General features: G+C 72.1%; 16 protein-coding genes. 7 read left to right on the forward strand and 9 right to left on the reverse strand.

Features of this window, described 5'->3' with window-relative positions:
* Nucleotides 1–11: 11 nt before the first annotated feature.
* The 3 genes from AC068B_RS00650 to AC068B_RS00660 form a co-directional block, all read right to left on the reverse strand.
* The gene (locus AC068B_RS00650; RefSeq protein WP_478668064.1) at nt 12–1172 is read right to left on the reverse strand and encodes an ArsA family ATPase; all 1161 of its coding nucleotides are present in this window, start codon (nt 1170–1172) and stop codon (nt 12–14) included.
* 157 nt (nt 1173–1329) lie between these two features.
* Complete coding sequence (locus AC068B_RS00655; protein ID WP_468560078.1) at nt 1330–1770, reverse strand: SRPBCC family protein; 441 nt, start codon at nt 1768–1770, stop codon at nt 1330–1332.
* Nucleotides 1771–1845: 75 nt separating this feature from the next.
* Nucleotides 1846–2622, reverse strand: coding sequence for a metallophosphoesterase family protein (locus AC068B_RS00660; protein WP_356267909.1), 777 nt, complete (start codon nt 2620–2622; stop codon nt 1846–1848).
* A gap of 298 nt (nt 2623–2920) precedes the next feature.
* On the opposite strand from AC068B_RS00660, the gene AC068B_RS00665 reads away from it, so the two are divergent.
* Nucleotides 2921–4717: an AMP-dependent synthetase/ligase gene (locus AC068B_RS00665; protein ID WP_478668066.1), complete on the forward strand. Its 1797-nt coding sequence runs from the start codon at nt 2921–2923 to the stop codon at nt 4715–4717.
* Between the two features lie 264 nt (nt 4718–4981).
* Here AC068B_RS00665 and AC068B_RS00670 read toward each other — a convergent pair whose 3' ends face one another.
* On the reverse strand, nt 4982–6124 hold the full coding sequence (locus AC068B_RS00670) for a glycosyltransferase family 4 protein (RefSeq protein WP_478668067.1): 1143 nt from the start codon (nt 6122–6124) through the stop codon (nt 4982–4984).
* An 87-nt stretch (nt 6125–6211) separates the two neighbouring features.
* On the opposite strand from AC068B_RS00670, the gene AC068B_RS00675 reads away from it, so the two are divergent.
* Complete coding sequence (locus tag AC068B_RS00675) at nt 6212–7471, forward strand: glycosyltransferase 87 family protein (protein WP_478668069.1); 1260 nt, start codon at nt 6212–6214, stop codon at nt 7469–7471.
* Here AC068B_RS00675 and AC068B_RS00680 read toward each other — a convergent pair.
* From AC068B_RS00680 to AC068B_RS00700, 5 genes are all read right to left on the reverse strand, one after another.
* Nucleotides 7428–8633: a hypothetical protein gene (locus tag AC068B_RS00680; RefSeq protein ID WP_478668070.1), complete on the reverse strand. Its 1206-nt coding sequence runs from the start codon at nt 8631–8633 to the stop codon at nt 7428–7430. The genes AC068B_RS00675 and AC068B_RS00680 overlap by 44 nt on opposite strands.
* 38 nt (nt 8634–8671) lie before the next feature.
* The gene (locus AC068B_RS00685; RefSeq protein ID WP_478668072.1) at nt 8672–9700 is read right to left on the reverse strand and encodes a C40 family peptidase; all 1029 of its coding nucleotides are present in this window, start codon (nt 9698–9700) and stop codon (nt 8672–8674) included.
* A 218-nt stretch (nt 9701–9918) separates the two neighbouring features.
* Nucleotides 9919–10950, reverse strand: coding sequence for a C40 family peptidase (locus AC068B_RS00690; protein WP_468560064.1), 1032 nt, complete (start codon nt 10948–10950; stop codon nt 9919–9921).
* Between the two features lie 290 nt (nt 10951–11240).
* Nucleotides 11241–12590: an NYN domain-containing protein gene (locus AC068B_RS00695; RefSeq protein ID WP_478668073.1), complete on the reverse strand. Its 1350-nt coding sequence runs from the start codon at nt 12588–12590 to the stop codon at nt 11241–11243.
* 34 nt (nt 12591–12624) lie between these two features.
* The gene (locus AC068B_RS00700) at nt 12625–12864 is read right to left on the reverse strand and encodes a hypothetical protein (protein WP_055566221.1); all 240 of its coding nucleotides are present in this window, start codon (nt 12862–12864) and stop codon (nt 12625–12627) included.
* A 181-nt stretch (nt 12865–13045) separates the two neighbouring features.
* On the opposite strand from AC068B_RS00700, the gene AC068B_RS00705 reads away from it, so the two are divergent.
* The 5 genes from AC068B_RS00705 to AC068B_RS00725 all read left to right on the forward strand — a co-directional run bounded on the left by AC068B_RS00705 (nt 13046) and on the right by AC068B_RS00725 (nt 16547).
* On the forward strand, nt 13046–13783 hold the full coding sequence (locus AC068B_RS00705; RefSeq protein ID WP_468560059.1) for a rhomboid family intramembrane serine protease: 738 nt from the start codon (nt 13046–13048) through the stop codon (nt 13781–13783).
* Nucleotides 13780–14061: an Lrp/AsnC family transcriptional regulator gene (locus AC068B_RS00710; protein WP_055566223.1), complete on the forward strand. Its 282-nt coding sequence runs from the start codon at nt 13780–13782 to the stop codon at nt 14059–14061. The genes AC068B_RS00705 and AC068B_RS00710 overlap by 4 nt, the downstream gene beginning before the upstream one ends.
* An 89-nt stretch (nt 14062–14150) precedes the next feature.
* A complete protein-coding gene (locus AC068B_RS00715) occupies nt 14151–14447 on the forward strand; it encodes a small secreted hydrophilic protein (protein WP_478668075.1) in 297 nt (98 codons plus the stop codon).
* On the forward strand, nt 14392–15888 hold the full coding sequence (locus tag AC068B_RS00720; RefSeq protein ID WP_478668077.1) for a sensor histidine kinase: 1497 nt from the start codon (nt 14392–14394) through the stop codon (nt 15886–15888). The genes AC068B_RS00715 and AC068B_RS00720 overlap by 56 nt, the downstream gene beginning before the upstream one ends.
* Nucleotides 15885–16547 carry a response regulator transcription factor gene (locus tag AC068B_RS00725; RefSeq protein WP_478668078.1) on the forward strand — a complete coding sequence of 221 codons (663 nt, stop codon included), beginning with the start codon at nt 15885–15887 and terminating at the stop codon, nt 16545–16547. The genes AC068B_RS00720 and AC068B_RS00725 overlap by 4 nt, the downstream gene beginning before the upstream one ends.
* The last annotated feature ends 11 nt before the right edge of the window (nt 16548–16558 follow it).

Consider the following 16558-nt stretch of genomic DNA (forward strand, 5'->3'; position numbering starts at 1 on the left):
AGGTACGGCGTTCACCGCTCGCGCGGCCACAGATCCGGGTCGGGCGTGAACCGCACCCGCAGCTCGCCCTCGCGCAGCCCGGCCCCCGCGACGGTGCAGCGGCGCAGCGCGGACGGCAGGGTGACGATGCGGCGGTAGGGGCCCGCGGTGACGACGAGTTCGTCGCCGCGCCGGATCAGGCCGAGCTCCTCGCGGGTGACGCCGGGGAGCGGGACGTGCCAGACGTAGGTGTGGCCGCCGTCGTCGGCGGGGGCCTCGGTGACGGGCCAGGCGGCGGGGGCGGGGGCCGCGGCGGGCGCCGTCAGGCCGAGGGCCGCGAGGTCGTCGGCGCCGCGGGGGTCGTGGCCGAGGTGCGGGACCCGGTGGACGTGGTCGTACGTCGACTCCCACTCGTCCAGCGTCTTGTGCTGCTGGGCGGAGAGTCCGGCGAGCCAGGTGTCGGAGCTCGCGTCCGGCAGGATCCGGTTGGCGACGACGAGGTCGGTGCGCAGGCCCTGCAGGGCCAGGCCGGTGGCGGCGGTGCGGACGGCGTCGGCGCCCGCGGGGCCCGGCTCGGCGACCAGGCGGACGGTGGTGGCGGGGGCCTCGATCACGCGCTGGACGGCGGCGAGTTCGTCCTCCCTGCGGGCGGCGGTCTCGTACAGCCAGGCGGCGGGCATCGGGACACCGGCGAGGCGGCCGAGCATGGGGCGCAGGGCGCGGGCCGCCTGCCGCTCGGGCGGGAGCAGCCTGCGCAGATAGCGGCGGAGCTGCTCGGGCAGGGCGAGGGTCGCGAGGGCCCTGGGGGTGGCCGGGAGGTCGACGACCACGGTGTCGTACGCGTCGTCGCGGGCGGCGTCGCGCAGGGCGCGCAGCAGGGCCAGCTCCTCGGCGCCGGGCAGCGGTGTCAGCTCCTCGCCGTCGAGCCGCTCGGCGCCGAGCAGGTCGAGGGCGGAGGCGGCACGTTCCTGCAGGGCGAGCAGGTCGTCGCGGAAGCGGTCGTCGGGGGCCAGGCGCAGGGCGGTGGGCCCCGGATGCGCGTCCGGGGCGCCGAGCGCCGCGCCGAGGGTGTCGGCGCGGTCGGCGGAGATCACCAGGGTCCGGTGGCCCGCTCGCGCCGCGGCGAGCGCGGTGGCGGCGGCGACGGTGGTACGTCCGGAGCCGCCGGGGCCGGTGACGAGAAGGGTGCGCATGGTGGTGAACGGTACGTCAGGCGGCGGGGCGGGTGCGGGGGCGCCCACTCGCCGTGGGGGGCTGCTTCGCTTGCGGCTCTCGGTGGGTTCGTGGTTGCTCGCGCAGTTCCCCGCGCCCCTGAAGCCCGGGCTGCGCCCGGCTTCCCCCTCAGTGCCCTCAGGCTTCCTTGGACTCGACTCGCTTCTTGAGGCCCGCGAGCGCCCGGTCGATGATGACCTTCTCCGCCTTGCGCTTGATCATGCCGAGCATCGGGATCTTGACGTCGACGGTGAGGCGGTAGGTGACCTCGGTGCCGGAGCCCGCGGGCCGCAGCAGGTAGGAGCCGTCGAGCGAGCGCAGCATCTGGGACTTCACGAGGGTCCAGCTGACCTCGTCGTCGCCGGTCCAGGTGTAGCCGAGCGTCTGGTCGTCCTTGATCGCGCCCGCGTCCATGACGAGACGGACCTGTTCGGCGCGGCCCCGCTCATCGGTGGCGAGCACCTGGGCCTCCTTCACCTCTCCGGTCCAGTCCGGGTAGCGAGCGAAGTCGGCGATCACTCCCATGACCTCGGCCGGTGCCGCCTCGATCGTGATGCTCGAGCTGGTGTGTTCCGCCATCGCTGTGGCTCCTCCAGGTGCGGTCCGGGATGAGGGGGGTTGTGCAACGCGTGAAGGCTACCGCGCGCCGGGTGGTCACCACTCCAGGGCCCACGGCCTGGACGTCCCCGCGAAGTGCCCGACGTTCACGCACTCCGTCGCCCCGATGCGCATGCGCCGGACCAGCGGCTGGTGGACGTGGCCGAAGAGGGCGTACTTGGGGCGGGTCCTGCGGATCGCTTCGAGCAGCGCCCGGCTGCCCCGCTCGAAGCGGCGCGCCACGGTGTCGTAGAGGAGCTCGGGTACGTCCGGCGGGATGTGCGTGCACAGGACGTCGACCTCGCCGACGGCTTCGATCTTGGCCGCGTACTCCTCGTCGCTGATCTCGTAGGGCGTACGCATCGGGGTGCGCAGCCCGCCGCCGACGAACCCGAAGACACGGCCGCCGATCTCGACGCGCTCGCCGTCGAGGACGGTGATGCCGTCCCCGGCGTACTCGGGCCACAGGGAGGGGATGTCGACGTTGCCGTAGGTGGCGTAGGTCGGAGTGGGGAAGGCCGCGAACATTTCGGCGTACTGCTTGCGGACGGCGCTCTCGATCGCCGCGCCCCGCTCGCTGTCGATGGCCCCCCACAGTTTCCGGCCGAACTCCCTGGCCTCGTCGAAACGGCGTGCCGTGCGCAGTTCCACCAGCCTGGACGCGTTCTCCGCGCCGAAGAGGTCGGGGAAGATGCCGCGCGAGTGGTCGGCGTAGTCGAGGAAGAGGACGAGGTCACCCAGGCAGACCAGCGCGTCCGCGCCGTCCCCCGCCCGCGCGAGGGCTTCGGTGTTGCCGTGCACGTCACTGACCACATTGACCCGGAAAGCTGGCATGCCGATCACCCTAGGACGGCCGCCCCGCAGACGGTAGAGGCCCATTACAGCGGCCGGACCTGCGGTTACTTCCGAGTCGGGAAGACGGTGGCGTACTGTGCGATTCAGACCACGACGACGTGTGACGCACCGAACATCTGGGCCTGCCCCCCTACCGAACCAGCCATACCGATGGGTAACGTCCGGGCAGTCCAGTAGTGCTCAGCCCCCCACTCGACTGAGCACCTGCCCGATCTTGGACCGCACCGTCGCAGCACACAACGTCGTGGCGCCGGCGCCCTATGTAGGAGCAGCAGTCTTGCGCGAGTTCAGCCTTCCGGCCCTGTACGAGGTCCCTGCGGACGGCAATCTGACCGACATCGTCCGTAGAAATGCCGCGCAGCACCCGGACGTCGCCGTCATCGGCCGCAAGGTCGACGGCCGCTGGCAGGACGTCACAGCCAAGGCCTTCCTCGCCGACGTGCGCGCCACCGCCAAGGGTCTGATCGCCGCCGGAGTGAGTCCGGGCGACCGCGTCGGCCTGATGTCCCGCACCCGGTACGAGTGGACGCTCCTCGACTTCGCCATCTGGAGCGCGGGCGCGGTCACCGTCCCCGTGTACGAGACGAGCTCGGCCGAGCAGATCCAGTGGATCCTCGGCGACTCCGGCGCCGTGGCCTGCATCGTCGAGCTGGACGCCCATGCCGCCGCCGTCGACTCGGTGCGCGACCGGCTGCCCGCTCTCGACCACATCTGGCAGATCGACAAGGGCGGCGTCGACGAGCTGCACCGCACCGGCGCCGACGTCCCGGACACGACCGTGGACGAGCGCAGCGCGGTCGCCGGGGCCGACGACCCGGCCACCATCGTCTACACCTCGGGCACCACGGGCCGCCCCAAGGGCTGCGTCCTCACCCACCGCAGCTTCTTCGCGGAGTGCGGCAACGTGGTGGAGCGCCTGAAGCCCCTCTTCCGTACGGGCGAGTGCTCGGTCCTGCTCTTCCTGCCCGTCGCGCACGTCTTCGGGCGGCTCGTCGAGGTCGCCGCGCTGATGGCGCCGATCAAGCTGGGCCACGCGCCCGACGTCAAGAACCTCACGGACGAGCTCGCCTCCTTCCGGCCGACCATGATCCTGGGCGTGCCGCGCGTCTTCGAGAAGGTCTACAACTCGGCGCGCGCGAAGGCGCAGGCCGACGGCAAGGGCAAGATCTTCGACAAGGCCGCGGACACGGCCATCGCGTACAGCCGCGCGCTCGACACCCCGTCGGGTCCCTCCCTCGGCCTGAAGATCAAGTACAAGGTCTTCGACCAGCTGGTCTTCAGCAAGCTGCGCGCGGTCCTCGGCGGCCGCGGCGAGTACGCGATCTCCGGCGGCGCCCCGCTCGGCGAGCGCCTCGGCCACTTCTTCCGCGGCATCGGCTTCACCGTCCTGGAGGGCTACGGCCTGACCGAGTCCTGTGCGGCCACCGCCTTCAACCCGTGGGACCGCCAGAAGATCGGCACGGTCGGCCAGCCGCTGCCGGGCTCCGTGGTGCGGATCGCCGACGACGGCGAGGTCCTGCTCCACGGCGAGCACCTGTTCTCGCACTACTGGAACAACGAGGGCGCGACCGAAGAGGCGCTCGCCGACGGCTGGTTCCACTCCGGCGACATCGGCACCCTCGACGAGGACGGCTATCTGCGCATCACCGGCCGCAAGAAGGAGATCATCGTGACGGCCGGCGGCAAGAACGTCGCTCCCGCCGTGATCGAGGACCGCATCCGCGCGCACGCCCTGGTCGCCGAGTGCATGGTCGTCGGCGACGGCCGCCCGTTCGTGGGCGCGCTCGTCACGGTCGACGACGAGTTCCTCGGCCGCTGGGCCACCGAGCACGGCAAGCCCGCCGACTCCACGGCGGCCTCACTCCGTGACGACGCGGATCTGCTGGCGGCGATCCAGAGCGCGGTGGACGACGGCAACGCGGCGGTCTCCAAGGCGGAGTCCGTACGCAAGTTCCGGGTCCTCGGCTCCCAGTTCACGGAGGAGTCGGGGCATCTGACGCCTTCGCTGAAGCTGAAGCGGAATGTGGTGGCCAAGGATTACGCGGACGAAATCGAGGCGATTTACCGCGGGTAGCGTTGGCGGGGGCGCCCACTCGCCGTGGGGGTGCGCTTTGTTCGCGGCTCTCGGTGTGTTCGTGGTTGCTCGCGCAGTTCCCCGCGCCCCTGGAGCGGGGGCTGCGCCCCGCGCGCCCGCTCCCCCGCGCCCCCCTTCGCCCTCTTCCCCCCTGCTCCGCCCCTGGCGGCGGCGCAGCCGCCGTTCAGGGGCGCGGGGAACTGCGCGAGCAAGTCCCACCGGCGGTCAGCCGCGCAACTAGCCCCCGTGGCAGCCCCGTAGGCACTACAGGAGTTCCTTCAGGCTCTCCGCCAAGAGGTCCCAGCGCCACTTCTCCTCCACCCACTCACGGCCCCGCTCCCCCATCCGCGCCCGCAGCTCCCCGTCACCGAGCAGGGTGACGATGCGGTCGGCCGCCTCGTGGGGGGCGCCTCCGCGGACGACCCAGCCCGTCTCGCCGTCGAGCACCGCGTCCGGCGCCCCGCCGGAGTCGCCCGCGACGACCGGCAGGCCCGTCGCCGACGCCTCCAGGTAGACGATGCCGAGGCCCTCGACGTCCAGGCCCCCGCGCCGGGTCCGGCAGGGCATGGCGAAGACGTCGCCCGCGCCGTAGTGCGCGGACAGCTCCGCCCACGGCACCGCCCCGGTGAACCGCACGGAGTCCGCGACACCCGTCTCCGCCGCGAGCCTGCGGAGGTCCTTCTCGTACGGGCCGCCCCCGACGACCAGGAGCACCGCGTCCGGCTCCGCGGAGAGAATCCTCGGCATGGCGAGGATCAGCGTGTCCTGGCCCTTGCGCGGCACGAGGCGTGAGACGCAGACGACGACGGGGCGGTCGGTCAGGCCGAGCCTGGCCCGTACCGCGTCGCCGCCGGAGTCCGGGTGGAAGGTCTTCTCGTCGACGCCGGGCGGGAGTTGGACCATCCGGGCGGCCGCGGCGGGGGTCAGCGCCGCGGCGATGCGTGAGCGCGTGTACTCGCCGAGATAGGTGATCGTGTCCGTCGACTCGCCGATCCGCCGCAGGAGTTGCCGCGAGGCGGGCAGCTGGGCCCAGCCCGCCTCGTGTCCGTGGGTCGTGGCGACGAGCCGTGTCGCCCCGGCCCTGCGCAGCGCGGGCGCCATGAGCCCGAGCGGCGCCGCCGCCCCGAACCACACCGACGTACAGCCGTGTTCACGCAGGAGCGAGGCCGCGCGGCGGGTGACGCGCGGGGTCGGCAGGAGCATCGTGGTGGAGTCGCGTACGACTTGGAAGGGCTGCTCGGCGTCGAAGGCCGCGGTGGCCTCCGCGCCCTCGCGGCCGCGCTTCCAGGTGGACGCGTAGACGACCAGGCGCTCGGGGTCCAGGCGCAGCGCCATGTTGTGCAGGAACGCCTGGATGCCACCGGGCCTGGGCGGGAAGTCGTTCGTGACGATCAGGGTCTTGTGCATCGCGCACGACAGTACCGAACGGCCCAGCCTCTTCGCCCTCGCCGGGGCCCGCCCGGCATCATGACTCCTCGAATCACAATGAAACGCATGAAATGGGGCGAGGCGCTCATGGTGCGCATCCTGACCGTCTGGGGTCTGACCAGGGCCCTCCTGCTGCTCTGCGTCCTCGGCGTGATCACGGCTCCGGGGCCCGACGTGACCAGCGACGTCTCCGTCATCTACCAGGGCTGGTACGAGGTCCTGCGCACCGGCACCTTCCCGCTCGACGACGTCACGTGGCAGTACCCGCCCGCCGCCGCCCTCGCGGTCCTCTCCCCCGCCCTGCTGCCCTTCCTCGGCTATGCGACGGCCTTCTTCGTCCTGTGCCTGCTGTGCGACGCGGCGGTGTGGGGGCTGCTCCTGTACGCGGGACGGCGCCCGGGGAAGTCGCTGCGGGGCGCCTGGATGTGGGTGGCGGGCGTGGCCCTGCTCGGCCCCACGGCGTATGCGCGGTACGACGTGATGGTGGCCGCCTTCGCGGTCGCCGCGCTGCTCGCCGGGGCGCGGCACCCGCGCACCATGGGGGTGCTCGCGGGGTTCGGGGCGCTGCTGAAGGTGTGGCCGGTGCTGCTGCTTGTCGGCACCCCGCGCGGGCGGGCGACGCGCCGGTCGTGGGCCGCAGCCGCCGGTACGGCCCTGGCCCTCGCGCTGGCGTTCCTGGTGACGATGCCGGGCGCCTTGGCCTTCCTCACCTTCCAGCGCGACCGCGGCACCGAGGTGGAGTCGCTCGGCGCCCTCACCTTCCACATCGCGCGGCACTTCGGCTGGCAGGGCGAAGTGCGGCTCAACTACGGCTCGGTGGAATTCCTCGGTCCGTACGTCCCGCTGGTGAGCGCGGTCGCCCAGGCCCTGTCGGTGGCCGCCTTTTGCTGGCTCCTGGTGTGGCGGCTGCGCGCCGGGACCCGCGCGGCGAGCACTCCCGCGGACGCGGCCTTCGTGGCCGTGCTGCTCTTCACCACCACGAGCCGGGTGATCAGCCCGCAGTACATGCTGTGGCTGGTCGGGACCGCCGCCGTGTGTCTGGCGTTCCGTGCGAGCCCCATGGTGGTGCCCGCACGGCTGGTCCTGGCGGCCACGCTGGTGACGTTCCTGGAGTTCCCCGTGTGGTTCTCGCACGTGGTGACCGGCGACCCGCTGGGCCTCGCCCTGCTGCTCGTACGGAACGGCCTGCTGGTCGCGGCGACCGTGCTGGCCTGCCGGAACCTGTGGCGCGGGACGGTGTCCGTGCCGCGCGGGACCGCGCCGCGGCCGGTGCCGGAGCAGCTCAGCCAAGCTCCGCACGCAGATACGTACGCCAGCGCGCCGTGAAGTCCTCGAGCGTCGTGTCCAGGACGTCCCGCAGCGCGCCCTCGACCGCGCCCGCCCGCCCCTTGTGGGCGCCCACCGCCGCGTAGAAGTCCGTGAGCTTCCGCTCGCCCCACTGCTCGGCGATCATCCGGCAGGCGAGCCAGGCGCCTTCGTACGCCCCCGCGAGCTTCTTGGCGTCCCCGCCGAAGCCGAAGTCCTCGTCCTCGGGGAGCGCGGCGGGCAGCTGCGAGCGCTGCACCGCGCGCCTCAGCTCGGGTGCGGCCTGCGCCGCGGTGCGGCCCGTGCCGCGGTAGCCCACCCAGTCGGCGAAGCCCTCGGAGAGCCACAGCGGGGTGGCCGCGGAGGTCTCCTCGCGGGTCGCGACGTGGGTCGCCTCGTGGGTCAGGACGACCCGCTTGCCGAAGTCGCCGAGGACGCCGTAAGCCTCGGGGTTGAGGATGATCCGGTCGGCCGGGGCCCGCCCCGAACCGCCCGTCTCGCCGGTGGTGACCGCGGCGATCCCCCGGTAGCCGGAGGCGGGCGCCCCGAGGAGCCCCGCCATGCCGTCCAGGGACCGGGGTACGAGGACGACGATCCGCCCGGGCCACTTCCCCGGCCAGGCGTCCCGCACCGCGGGCACCGCCCGGTCGGCGAGCTCGCGGTGGGCGCGCAGCTCGTCGGCGCTCTGCCCGACGCCGAGGACGAGGCTGCGCTCGCCGCGCTCGGCCGTCACGCGCCCCTGGTCCCAGAGCTGTTCGCCGGACTTCTTCGCGGGGCGCTCGGCGGTGACGTACCACTTCCCGTCGTCGCGCCGCAGCGAGAGCGTGCGCTCGGCGGTGATCGGCGCGCGGTCGTAGCCCTTGATGCGGTAGTGGAGTTCGGCGCGTGCCGTGGCCCGCGCGCCCTCGCGGTCCAGGCCGGTCAGCCGGTAGTCCCAGGAGTCCAGCGGGACGGCGCGGAGACGGCCCAAGAGGTCGTCGGCGCCCCGCGCGGGCCGCTCGGTCCTGTCGAACGCCTTCCCGTTCCCGTCGAGGACGGCCTGCGCCCGCCTCTCCAGGAGGCCGCGCACCTCGCCCGCGGCCGCGTCCGGGACGGGGCCACGGGCGCCGCATCCGGCCAGCACGGCGAGACAGAGCGCGCAGCACAGCGCCACCACCCACGACCCACGTCTGTGACCTGCCACCTTCCCGATCGTACGGGGCGCGACCGGCGGACGGCCGGTCAGATCCGCGTCACGGACGACACCGGCATCATGCCGACGGGGTCGTAGCGGACCGGCGCACCGGGGTAGGGGGCGTGCACCACCTGGCCGTTGCCCATGTACATCCCGATGTGGCTGGCGTCGTCGCGATAGGCGACCAGATCACCGGGCTGCGCCTCGGACAGGGAGACCTGGCGCCCCGCGTACCGCTGGGCCTGCGAGGTGCGCGGCAGGCTGACACCGGCCTGGGCGTACGACCACTGCATGAGCCCGGAACAGTCGAATCCGGAGGGTCCGTTGGCGCCCCACACATAGGGCTTGCCGACCGCGGACCTGGCGGCGGCGATCGCGGCGGCGGCCCGCGAGGAGGCCGGGGCGCCCCCGAGCTCCGGCAGATCGGCGCGCCCGTCGGACCGCGAGGACCTGTCGTACGCCTTGCGCTCCTCGCTGGGCAGCGAGTTGAGCAGCTGCCTCGCCTTGGCGAGCTTGTGCGCGACGGTGCGCTTGTGGCGGGCGACGGCGGTGCGGCTCTTCTCCAGCTCGGCGAGTTTGCGGCCCGCCTCGGTGCGCTGTTGCGCGAGGCCGCGCTGCGCCTGCTGCAGATCGGCCAGTTCGCCCGCCTGGCGGGCGCTGACGCGGTCCAGGACCGAGGCCCGCTCCAGATAGCCGTCCGGGTCGCTGGAGAGCATCAGGGCCAGCGAGGGGTCGATGCCGCCGGAGCGGTACTGCGCCCCGGCGAGCGCGCCGAGGGCGCCGCGCATCCGGTTGATGCGCTCCTGGCCGCGCGCGACGCTGTCCTTGGCACGGCCGACCTGCGCGCGCAGCTTGTCCGCGCGCTCGTCGGCCTTGTTGTACGACTCGGTCGCCTGCTCGGCCTGCTCGTAGAGCCGGTCCACCTTGGCGCGCGTGTCGGACGGCTTGTCCTGCGGCGCGGCACCTGCGGGCGCGGCAGCCAGGGCCGCCGCCGCGGTAGCCGCTGCCGCTGAAAGGACGGTCACGCGCGTGCTCCGGTCGAGGCCGGACTGTGCGGGACGGCGATGGAACCCCACGGGAAGCCGCTCTCCCTTCCGCTGACGAACCCCCGGCTGTCCGGGGGAATGCGCGCCGACAGTAGCCGTGCGGCAACCGACGGCCAAAGACCCGTCCGGGTGCGAAAGGGCGCGGACAGCCCGACGCCCCGCTTCTGACGCAGGTCATCAACGGGGCGCGGGGTCAGCGGGAGTTGCCGGAATTCGCCCGTTTGGGCGGTCCCGGCAATGCGTTGACGTCAGACGCGGACGCCGAACTGGAAGGTGCCGAGGTACGAGATCGACTCGTAGCGCACCGAGGCGCCGGGGTGCGGGGCGTGCAGCACCTGGCCGTTGCCCGCGTAGAAGCCGACGTGCGCGAGGTTGTTGAAGAACACCAGGTCACCGGGCTTGAGGTCGCCGCGGCCGATCCTCGTGCCGTCGTTCTGCTGGGTGTACGTGGTCCGGGAGATGTGGACACCGGCCTGCGCGAATCCCCACTGGGTGAGGCCCGAGCAGTCGTAGGAGTTGGGGCCGGTGCCGCCGGAGACGTACGGCTTGCCTATCTGGGTGGCGGCGGCAGCCATGGCGGCGGCACCGCGGCCGGAGGCGGGGGCCTCGTCGCCGAGGTCCACGCGCTCGTCGGCGGCGCGGCTTGCGCGCTTCTGCTCCTTGGCGTCCAGCGCCGCCTTCTCCTTGGCGGTCAGCGTGTTGAGCAGCCGCTGCGCCTCGCCGAGCTTGGCCTGGACTTCCTTCTTCTTCTTGCCGAGCTCCGTGCGCGTGTCGGCGAGGTCGTCCAGCTTGCCCGCGGCCTCCTTGCGCTGCTGCGCGAGGTCCCGCTGCTTCTTCTGGACCTTCTTGAGCCCGTCGACCTGCTGACTGCTCAGCTGGTCCAGGGTGGACGCCTTGTCGAGGTAGTTGTCCGGGTCGGAGGAGAGGAAGAGCTGCAGGGAGGGGTCGATGCCGCCGGAGCGGTACTGGGCGCTGGCCATCGAACCGAGGCCGTCGCGCAGGTCGTTGAGCTCCTCCTGGCCGCGGGCGACCTTGTCCTGGAGATCGCCGATCTGCTTCTCGAGCTTCTCCTGCTTCTCCTTGGCCCCGTTGTACTTGTCGGTGGCCCGCTCCGCGTCTTCGTAGAGCTTGTCGACCTTGGACTTGACCTCGTCCTTGCTCGGCTTCGGAGCGGCCTGGGCGGCGCCCTGCGAGGTGAGGGCCACGGCAGCGGCGGCGGTCGCGGTGAGCACGGTCACGCGGGTGCGGCTCGGCTGCTTGGGTCGACGGTGGGACGCCACGAAGGCGGCTCCTTCTTCCTCCAGCCGCCTACCGAGACCCGGTGGGCGGGTACCGCCGCCGTCACCCCGGATGGGTGATCAACCGTGCGGAGGTTCGAGGCGAGACCTTAGTGACCTTCTTGTGATCAGTTCAAATCACACCGGCAAAAAATCGCCCGCGGAGGGCATTCTTTACCGATAACGCACAGTCAGTAATGATCTTTTGACACTACGTCGCGTGAGGGAGGCCTCAATTCGGGCATAGCGCGCAGGAGTTACGAGTACCCCTCAGCCGAGCGAAAGCCGCTTCCTCAGCCGCGCGAAAGCCGCTTCAGGAGCACCGCCGAAGCCACTGGCCGCGCCCCCGCCTTCGCGATCCCGTCGGCCACCTCGCGGTCGGTCGAGACGACCACCACGGGCCGCCCCGGCGGCTCCGCGCGCACCAGCTGACGGATCAACTCGTCGGCGGTGACGCCGGGCTTGGAGAACAGCACCCGCACCCCTCGCGGCGGCGCGAGCAGCACCGGCGCCGCCAGCTCCGCGCCGTCGAAGACGCAGGTGACCTCGGCGCCCGACTGCAGGGCGAGCTGCGAGAGCGAACCGAGCAGCCGCAGCCGCTGCTTCTCCAGCGGCATGGTCGGATAGCCGGTCTTGGTGACGTTGTAGCCGTCCACCACCAGGTGTGCCTGGGGCAGCGCGAGGAGCTGGTCCAGGATCGCCGGGTCGTTCTCGGAGAGCGCGCGGGCGGCGATGTCCTTGGGCGACATCCGCCCCGGCTCGACGGCGTCCACGGTCTCCGCGGGCCGCACGGAGACCGGCGGCAGGGCCAGCTCGCGCCGCAGCCCCTGCGCCGCGTCCAGGACCGTGTCGAGCAGCAGGCGCACCCGCATGTCCTCGACGCTGCGTCCCTCGCGCGCGGCCCTGCGGCTGGCCTCCAGGGCGGCCTCGGTCTCGCCGAGCCGCGCCTTGACGCGCCGCGTCTCGCTCTCGGCGGCGGACACCTGCGCCTGCCCTTCGGCGCGCACGGCCTCGATCTCGGCGGCGGCCTTGCGCAGCGCGGCCTCGCCGCGCTTGACGTCACTGAGCGCGCCGCGCAGTTTGCGGTGCATCGATTCGGCTTCCCTGCGCGCCGCTTCGAGCTCGGTGCGCAGCCGCTCGGTCTCCGCCTTGGTCTGGCCGCGGGCCGCGACGAGCTCCTCGCGCAGCCGGTCCAGCTCCGCCCTGGTCTCGTCGTCGACGCGCTCGGCGTCGGCGCGCTGCGCCTCCTCGCCCGCCGCGGTGACCAGCTTCACCCATCCGGTGGGCCGCAGCACATAGGCGGCGGCCGCCACGTCCAGGGGGTCGGCCGCGGGGGGCGGCGCGCCCGCGTCCAGGGCGCCCGCGAGCTCGGGCTGGACCTCTCTGAGGCGTTCGCCGATGCGCTGGCGGAAGAGGGTGTCGCTCTCCACCGCGGCCGCCATGGCGTTGGCCGCGAACTTGGCGCGCCTGGTCGGCGTGAACCGTGCGTACTGCCGCAGCTGGGCGGGCAATTCGGCCAGGGTGAGGCCGCCGAAACCGTCCGAGACGAGCTGGACGACCCGCCGCCGCACCCGGTCGGGCAGCGGACGGTCGAGCACCTCAGCGGCGCCGTCGTCCGGCTCCCCGCCTGAGCTCTCCACCATCCGTCACCCCACTAGCTGTGCGGGCCCCGCTCCCTCAGGAGTCGGCGCCCGGCCTGTCCACGAGTTCCACCTGATCCACGGCGTTGCACCACCGGCAGCGCACCGACTCGATGGTCTCACTGACCACCTCGCGTTCCTCGACGTTCGACTCTCCGGCCAGGTCGAGATGGACATACTCGACCACCTTCGAGCTGCGGGTCACGTCGAATCGCGTGAGATTGCCGCACAGCGTGCAGCGCCACCGGGTGGTGGCCGTCGGCAGGGGAACCGTCATCGTGGCTGTATCGCTTTCTTCGGTGACTTGTCGGCGACGTCTTCGGCGACCGGGATGCCTACGCGGGTTTCCGTGGTGCGTATTGCCCGTAACCCTAAGGCCTGTAAGGGGCGCCATGCGGCGGCCTCCGGAGCGGCATGGCGGTCTGTGCGGGTAGCACCCGTTACGTCATGCTCTGTTCATGATCGCCACATGGGGTACGAAGGCGGGCCGACTGCTCAGGGGACAGTCCGCCCCGGTGACGTACGGACTGATCGCCGTCTGTTGCGTGATTTTCGTGATCTCTCCGGTGTCCGGGTTCAATCCCGCCTACGGCAAGGGCCATGAACTGCTCGCCGCGCAGCAGGCCTACTTCGAGCGGTGGGGCGTCGTCCCCGTCGAGCTCTTCAAGGGCGTCCCGCGTGCCGCTCTCGGACCGTTCACCGCTCTGTTCGTGCACGGAAGCTGGCTTCATCTGCTCGGGAACATGCTGTTTTTGTACGTGTTCGGGGCCATGGTCGAGGAACGCATGGGGCACCTCCTGTACGCGCTCTTCTACATCTGCTGCGGATACTTCGCCCTGCTCGCCTACGCGGCCGCGCACGCGGGCTCCGACCAGACGCTCGTGGGGGCGTCCGGAGCGATCTCCGCCGTCCTCGGTGCTTTCCTCTATCTCTTCCCTGGGGCGCGCGTCACCAGCCTCTTCCCCTTCCTCTTCTTCCTGCCGCTGCGCTTTCCGGCCTGGGTGGTGCTGCCGTTCTGGGTGGCGTTGCAGTGGCTGGCGGCGGGGCAGGGCGGCAAGGGCACGGGAGTGGCCTATCTGGCGCACCTCGTGGGCTTCTCGCTCGGGTTCCTCTTCGCGTGGGGGTGGCGGGTGCGGAGGACTAGAGTGCATGTGAAAGGCAGCGCACCGGCCACCGAGGGAGACAGCCAGCCGTGATCACCGCGATCGTGCTCATCAAGACCAGCGTGGACCGGATTCCGGAGATCGCCGAGTCGATCGCCGCGCTCGACTCGGTCAGCGAGGTCTTCTCCGTGACGGGTACGTACGACCTGATCGCGATGGTGCGCGTGCCGCGCCACGACGACCTGGCGGACGTCATCCCCGGCCGAATCAGCAAGATCCCCGGTGTCGAGGGGACCGACACGCACGTCGCGTTCCGCACGTACTCGCAGCACGACCTCGAAGCCGCCTTCGCGATCGGCCTCGACTCCTAGGGCTCTCCTGGCCCCGGGGCCCCGCGCATGAGGGTTTCTTCATCCTCGCCTCATCCTGACGGTGCGGTGCGTCGCGCACCCTCGCAGTCATGGTCTTCTCCCACCGCATGGCCGTCCTGGCCGCCGTCGTCGCGATCCCGCTCGGCATCGCCGCGACGAGCTACGTCCTGACGGACAACCCCGAGCAGCCCAAGGCGCCGCCCAAGGTGGAGCTGGAGAGCGGCTCGCCGTCCGCGGAGCCCGCCTCTCCCCGGCCCGCCCCGAGCGACGAGAGAGTGTCACCGCCGCCGGTGAGCGAGAATCCCTCGAACGATGACAGCGGAAACAACGATGACGCCGACGACGCCGCCAACAGCGACGATGACGGCCCCGGCGACGACGGCTGAACCCCGGCGTCGGTGGATATCGGCCCGTGTCCGCATCCTGCTCTGGCTGCTCGTCGTGATGACCGCCGCGCTCACCGCGGTCGCGGCCACCACCCGCTCGGTCCTGCTCCGCGACGTCGACCACCGCATCGACCGGCTCCTCGCCCAGGAGACCGCGGAGTTCGCCACCCTCGCCCGCAAGGGCGTCGACCCGCACACGGGCGAGAAGTTCACCGAACCCGACGCGCTCCTGCGGCTCTTCCTCTCCCGGCAGTACGCCGATCCCGATGAAGAGCTCCTCGGCCTGCTCGGGCGCTCCGGCGAGGTGCCCGCCAAGAAGGAGCAGTCCCGGGAGGCCCGGATCGACCATCCGCTGGCCGAGGACCCCGCCGCGCTGCGGGCCGTCTTCGAGTCGCCCGAGGCGACCGGCACGCTGCACCGCGACCGGGGCGAGATCCGCTGGGCGAAGGTGGAGGTGAAGGCGGGCGGCGGGCATCCGGCCGCGGCGTTCGTCGTGGCCTTCCACCCAGCGGGCGAACAGGCCAGGGCCGCCGACGTGTTCACCATGCTGCTCGCCATCTCCGGCGTCGCGCTCCTGATGACGACGGGCATCGGCTGGGCGGTCGCAGGCCGGATCCTCAGACCGGTGCGGCTGGTGCGCACGACCGCCGCGCAGCTGACCGAGCAGGACCTGACCCGGCGCATCCCGGTCCAGGGCAGGGACGACGTCGCGGCCCTCGCCGAGACGTTCAACGGCATGCTCGACCGCCTGGAGCGGGCCTTCGCCGCGCAGCGGGAGTTCGTCGACGACGCGGGCCACGAGCTGCGCACCCCCATCACCATCGTCCGCGGCCATCTGGAGCTGATGGGCGACGGTCCCGGGGAGCGCGAGGAGACCGTCCGCATCGTGACGGAGGAGCTGGACCGGATGAGCCGCATCGTCGAGGACCTGCTGCTGCTCGCCAAGGCCGAGCGCCCCGACTTCGTCACCCCGGAGCCCGTTCAGCTCGCCGAGCTGACCGCGGACGTCTTCGTCAAGGCACGGGCGCTCGGCGGGCGCGACTGGCGGCTCGCCGAGGTCGCCGACGCCGAGGCCGCGCTCGACCCCCAGCGCATCACCCAGGCGATGGTGCAGCTAGCCCAGAACGCCGTCCAGCACACCGCCCCTGGGCAGCGGGTCGGCATCGGCTCCCGGCTGTGCGCGGGGCGCATCGAGCTGTACGTCGCCGACAGCGGGCCCGGCGTGCAGCCGCAGGACGCCGACGTCATCTTCGAGCGGTTCCGCCGCGGCACCGCGCGGCGCGGCTCCCGCGCCACCGGGGCGGGCCTCGGCCTCGCCATCGTCAAGGCCATCGCCGAGAGCCACGGGGGCGGCGTCGAGCTGCGCCCCACGGACGGCGGCGGCGCGACCTTCGTACTCGTACTGCCACCGGGACAGCCGGAAGGGACGGCGCAGCAGTGAACCGGATACTGATCGTCGAGGACGAGGAGCGCATCGCGTCCTTCGTCGAGAAGGGCCTGCGCGCCAACGGCTTCACCACCACCGTGGTCGCCGACGGCGAGAGCGCCCACGCGTACGCCCTGACCGGCAACTTCGACCTGATCGTCCTGGACATCGGGCTGCCGGGCAAGGACGGCTTCACGGTCCTGCGCCAGCTGCGCGAGGCCCGCGTGAGCACGCCCGTCATCGTGCTGACCGCACGGGACTCGGTGCGGGACACGGTGGCGGGCCTGGAGGGCGGCGCCGACGACTGGATGACCAAGCCGTTCCGCTTCGAGGAGCTGCTGGCCCGGGTGCGGCTGCGGCTGCGCACGGCGGCCAGGGCGCCCGAGGTGACGGTGTTGCGCAGCGGCGAGGTCACGCTGGACCTGCGGACCCGCAGGGCGCGTTCGGGCGGGCGCACGGTGGACCTGACGGCGCGTGAGTTCGTACTCCTCGAGCTGTTCATGCGCCATCCCGGGCAGGTGCTCTCGCGGGAGCAGATCCTCTCGCACGTCTGGGGGTACGACTTCGACCCCGGGTCGAACATCGTGGACGTCTACGTCCGCGCGCTGCGCAAGAAGCTGGGTTCGGAGCAGGTCGAGACGGTGCGCGGGATGGGCTACCGGCTGCCGGAGTGAACTTTCCTTCA

It is taken from the genome of Streptomyces sp. NPDC042371 (genome assembly GCF_056437465.1).

Bases quoted from the DNA above. Each gene is read 5' to 3' on its own strand.
- AC068B_RS00660 (WP_356267909.1), bottom strand. From the start codon at position 2,622: ATGCCAGCTTTCCGGGTCAATGTGGTCAGTGACGTGCACGGCAACACC.
- AC068B_RS00695 (WP_478668073.1), bottom strand. From the start codon at position 12,590: ATGGTGGAGAGCTCAGGCGGGGAGCCGGACGACGGCGCCGCTGAGGTG.
- AC068B_RS00650 (WP_478668064.1), bottom strand. From the start codon at position 1,172: ATGCGCACCCTTCTCGTCACCGGCCCCGGCGGCTCCGGACGTACCACC.
- AC068B_RS00715 (WP_478668075.1), top strand. From the start codon at position 14,151: ATGGTCTTCTCCCACCGCATGGCCGTCCTGGCCGCCGTCGTCGCGATC.
- AC068B_RS00720 (WP_478668077.1), top strand. From the start codon at position 14,392: ATGACGCCGACGACGCCGCCAACAGCGACGATGACGGCCCCGGCGACG.
- AC068B_RS00675 (WP_478668069.1), top strand. From the start codon at position 6,212: ATGAAATGGGGCGAGGCGCTCATGGTGCGCATCCTGACCGTCTGGGGT.
- AC068B_RS00705 (WP_468560059.1), top strand. From the start codon at position 13,046: ATGATCGCCACATGGGGTACGAAGGCGGGCCGACTGCTCAGGGGACAG.
- AC068B_RS00655 (WP_468560078.1), bottom strand. From the start codon at position 1,770: ATGGCGGAACACACCAGCTCGAGCATCACGATCGAGGCGGCACCGGCC.
- AC068B_RS00670 (WP_478668067.1), bottom strand. From the start codon at position 6,124: ATGCACAAGACCCTGATCGTCACGAACGACTTCCCGCCCAGGCCCGGT.
- AC068B_RS00700 (WP_055566221.1), bottom strand. From the start codon at position 12,864: ATGACGGTTCCCCTGCCGACGGCCACCACCCGGTGGCGCTGCACGCTG.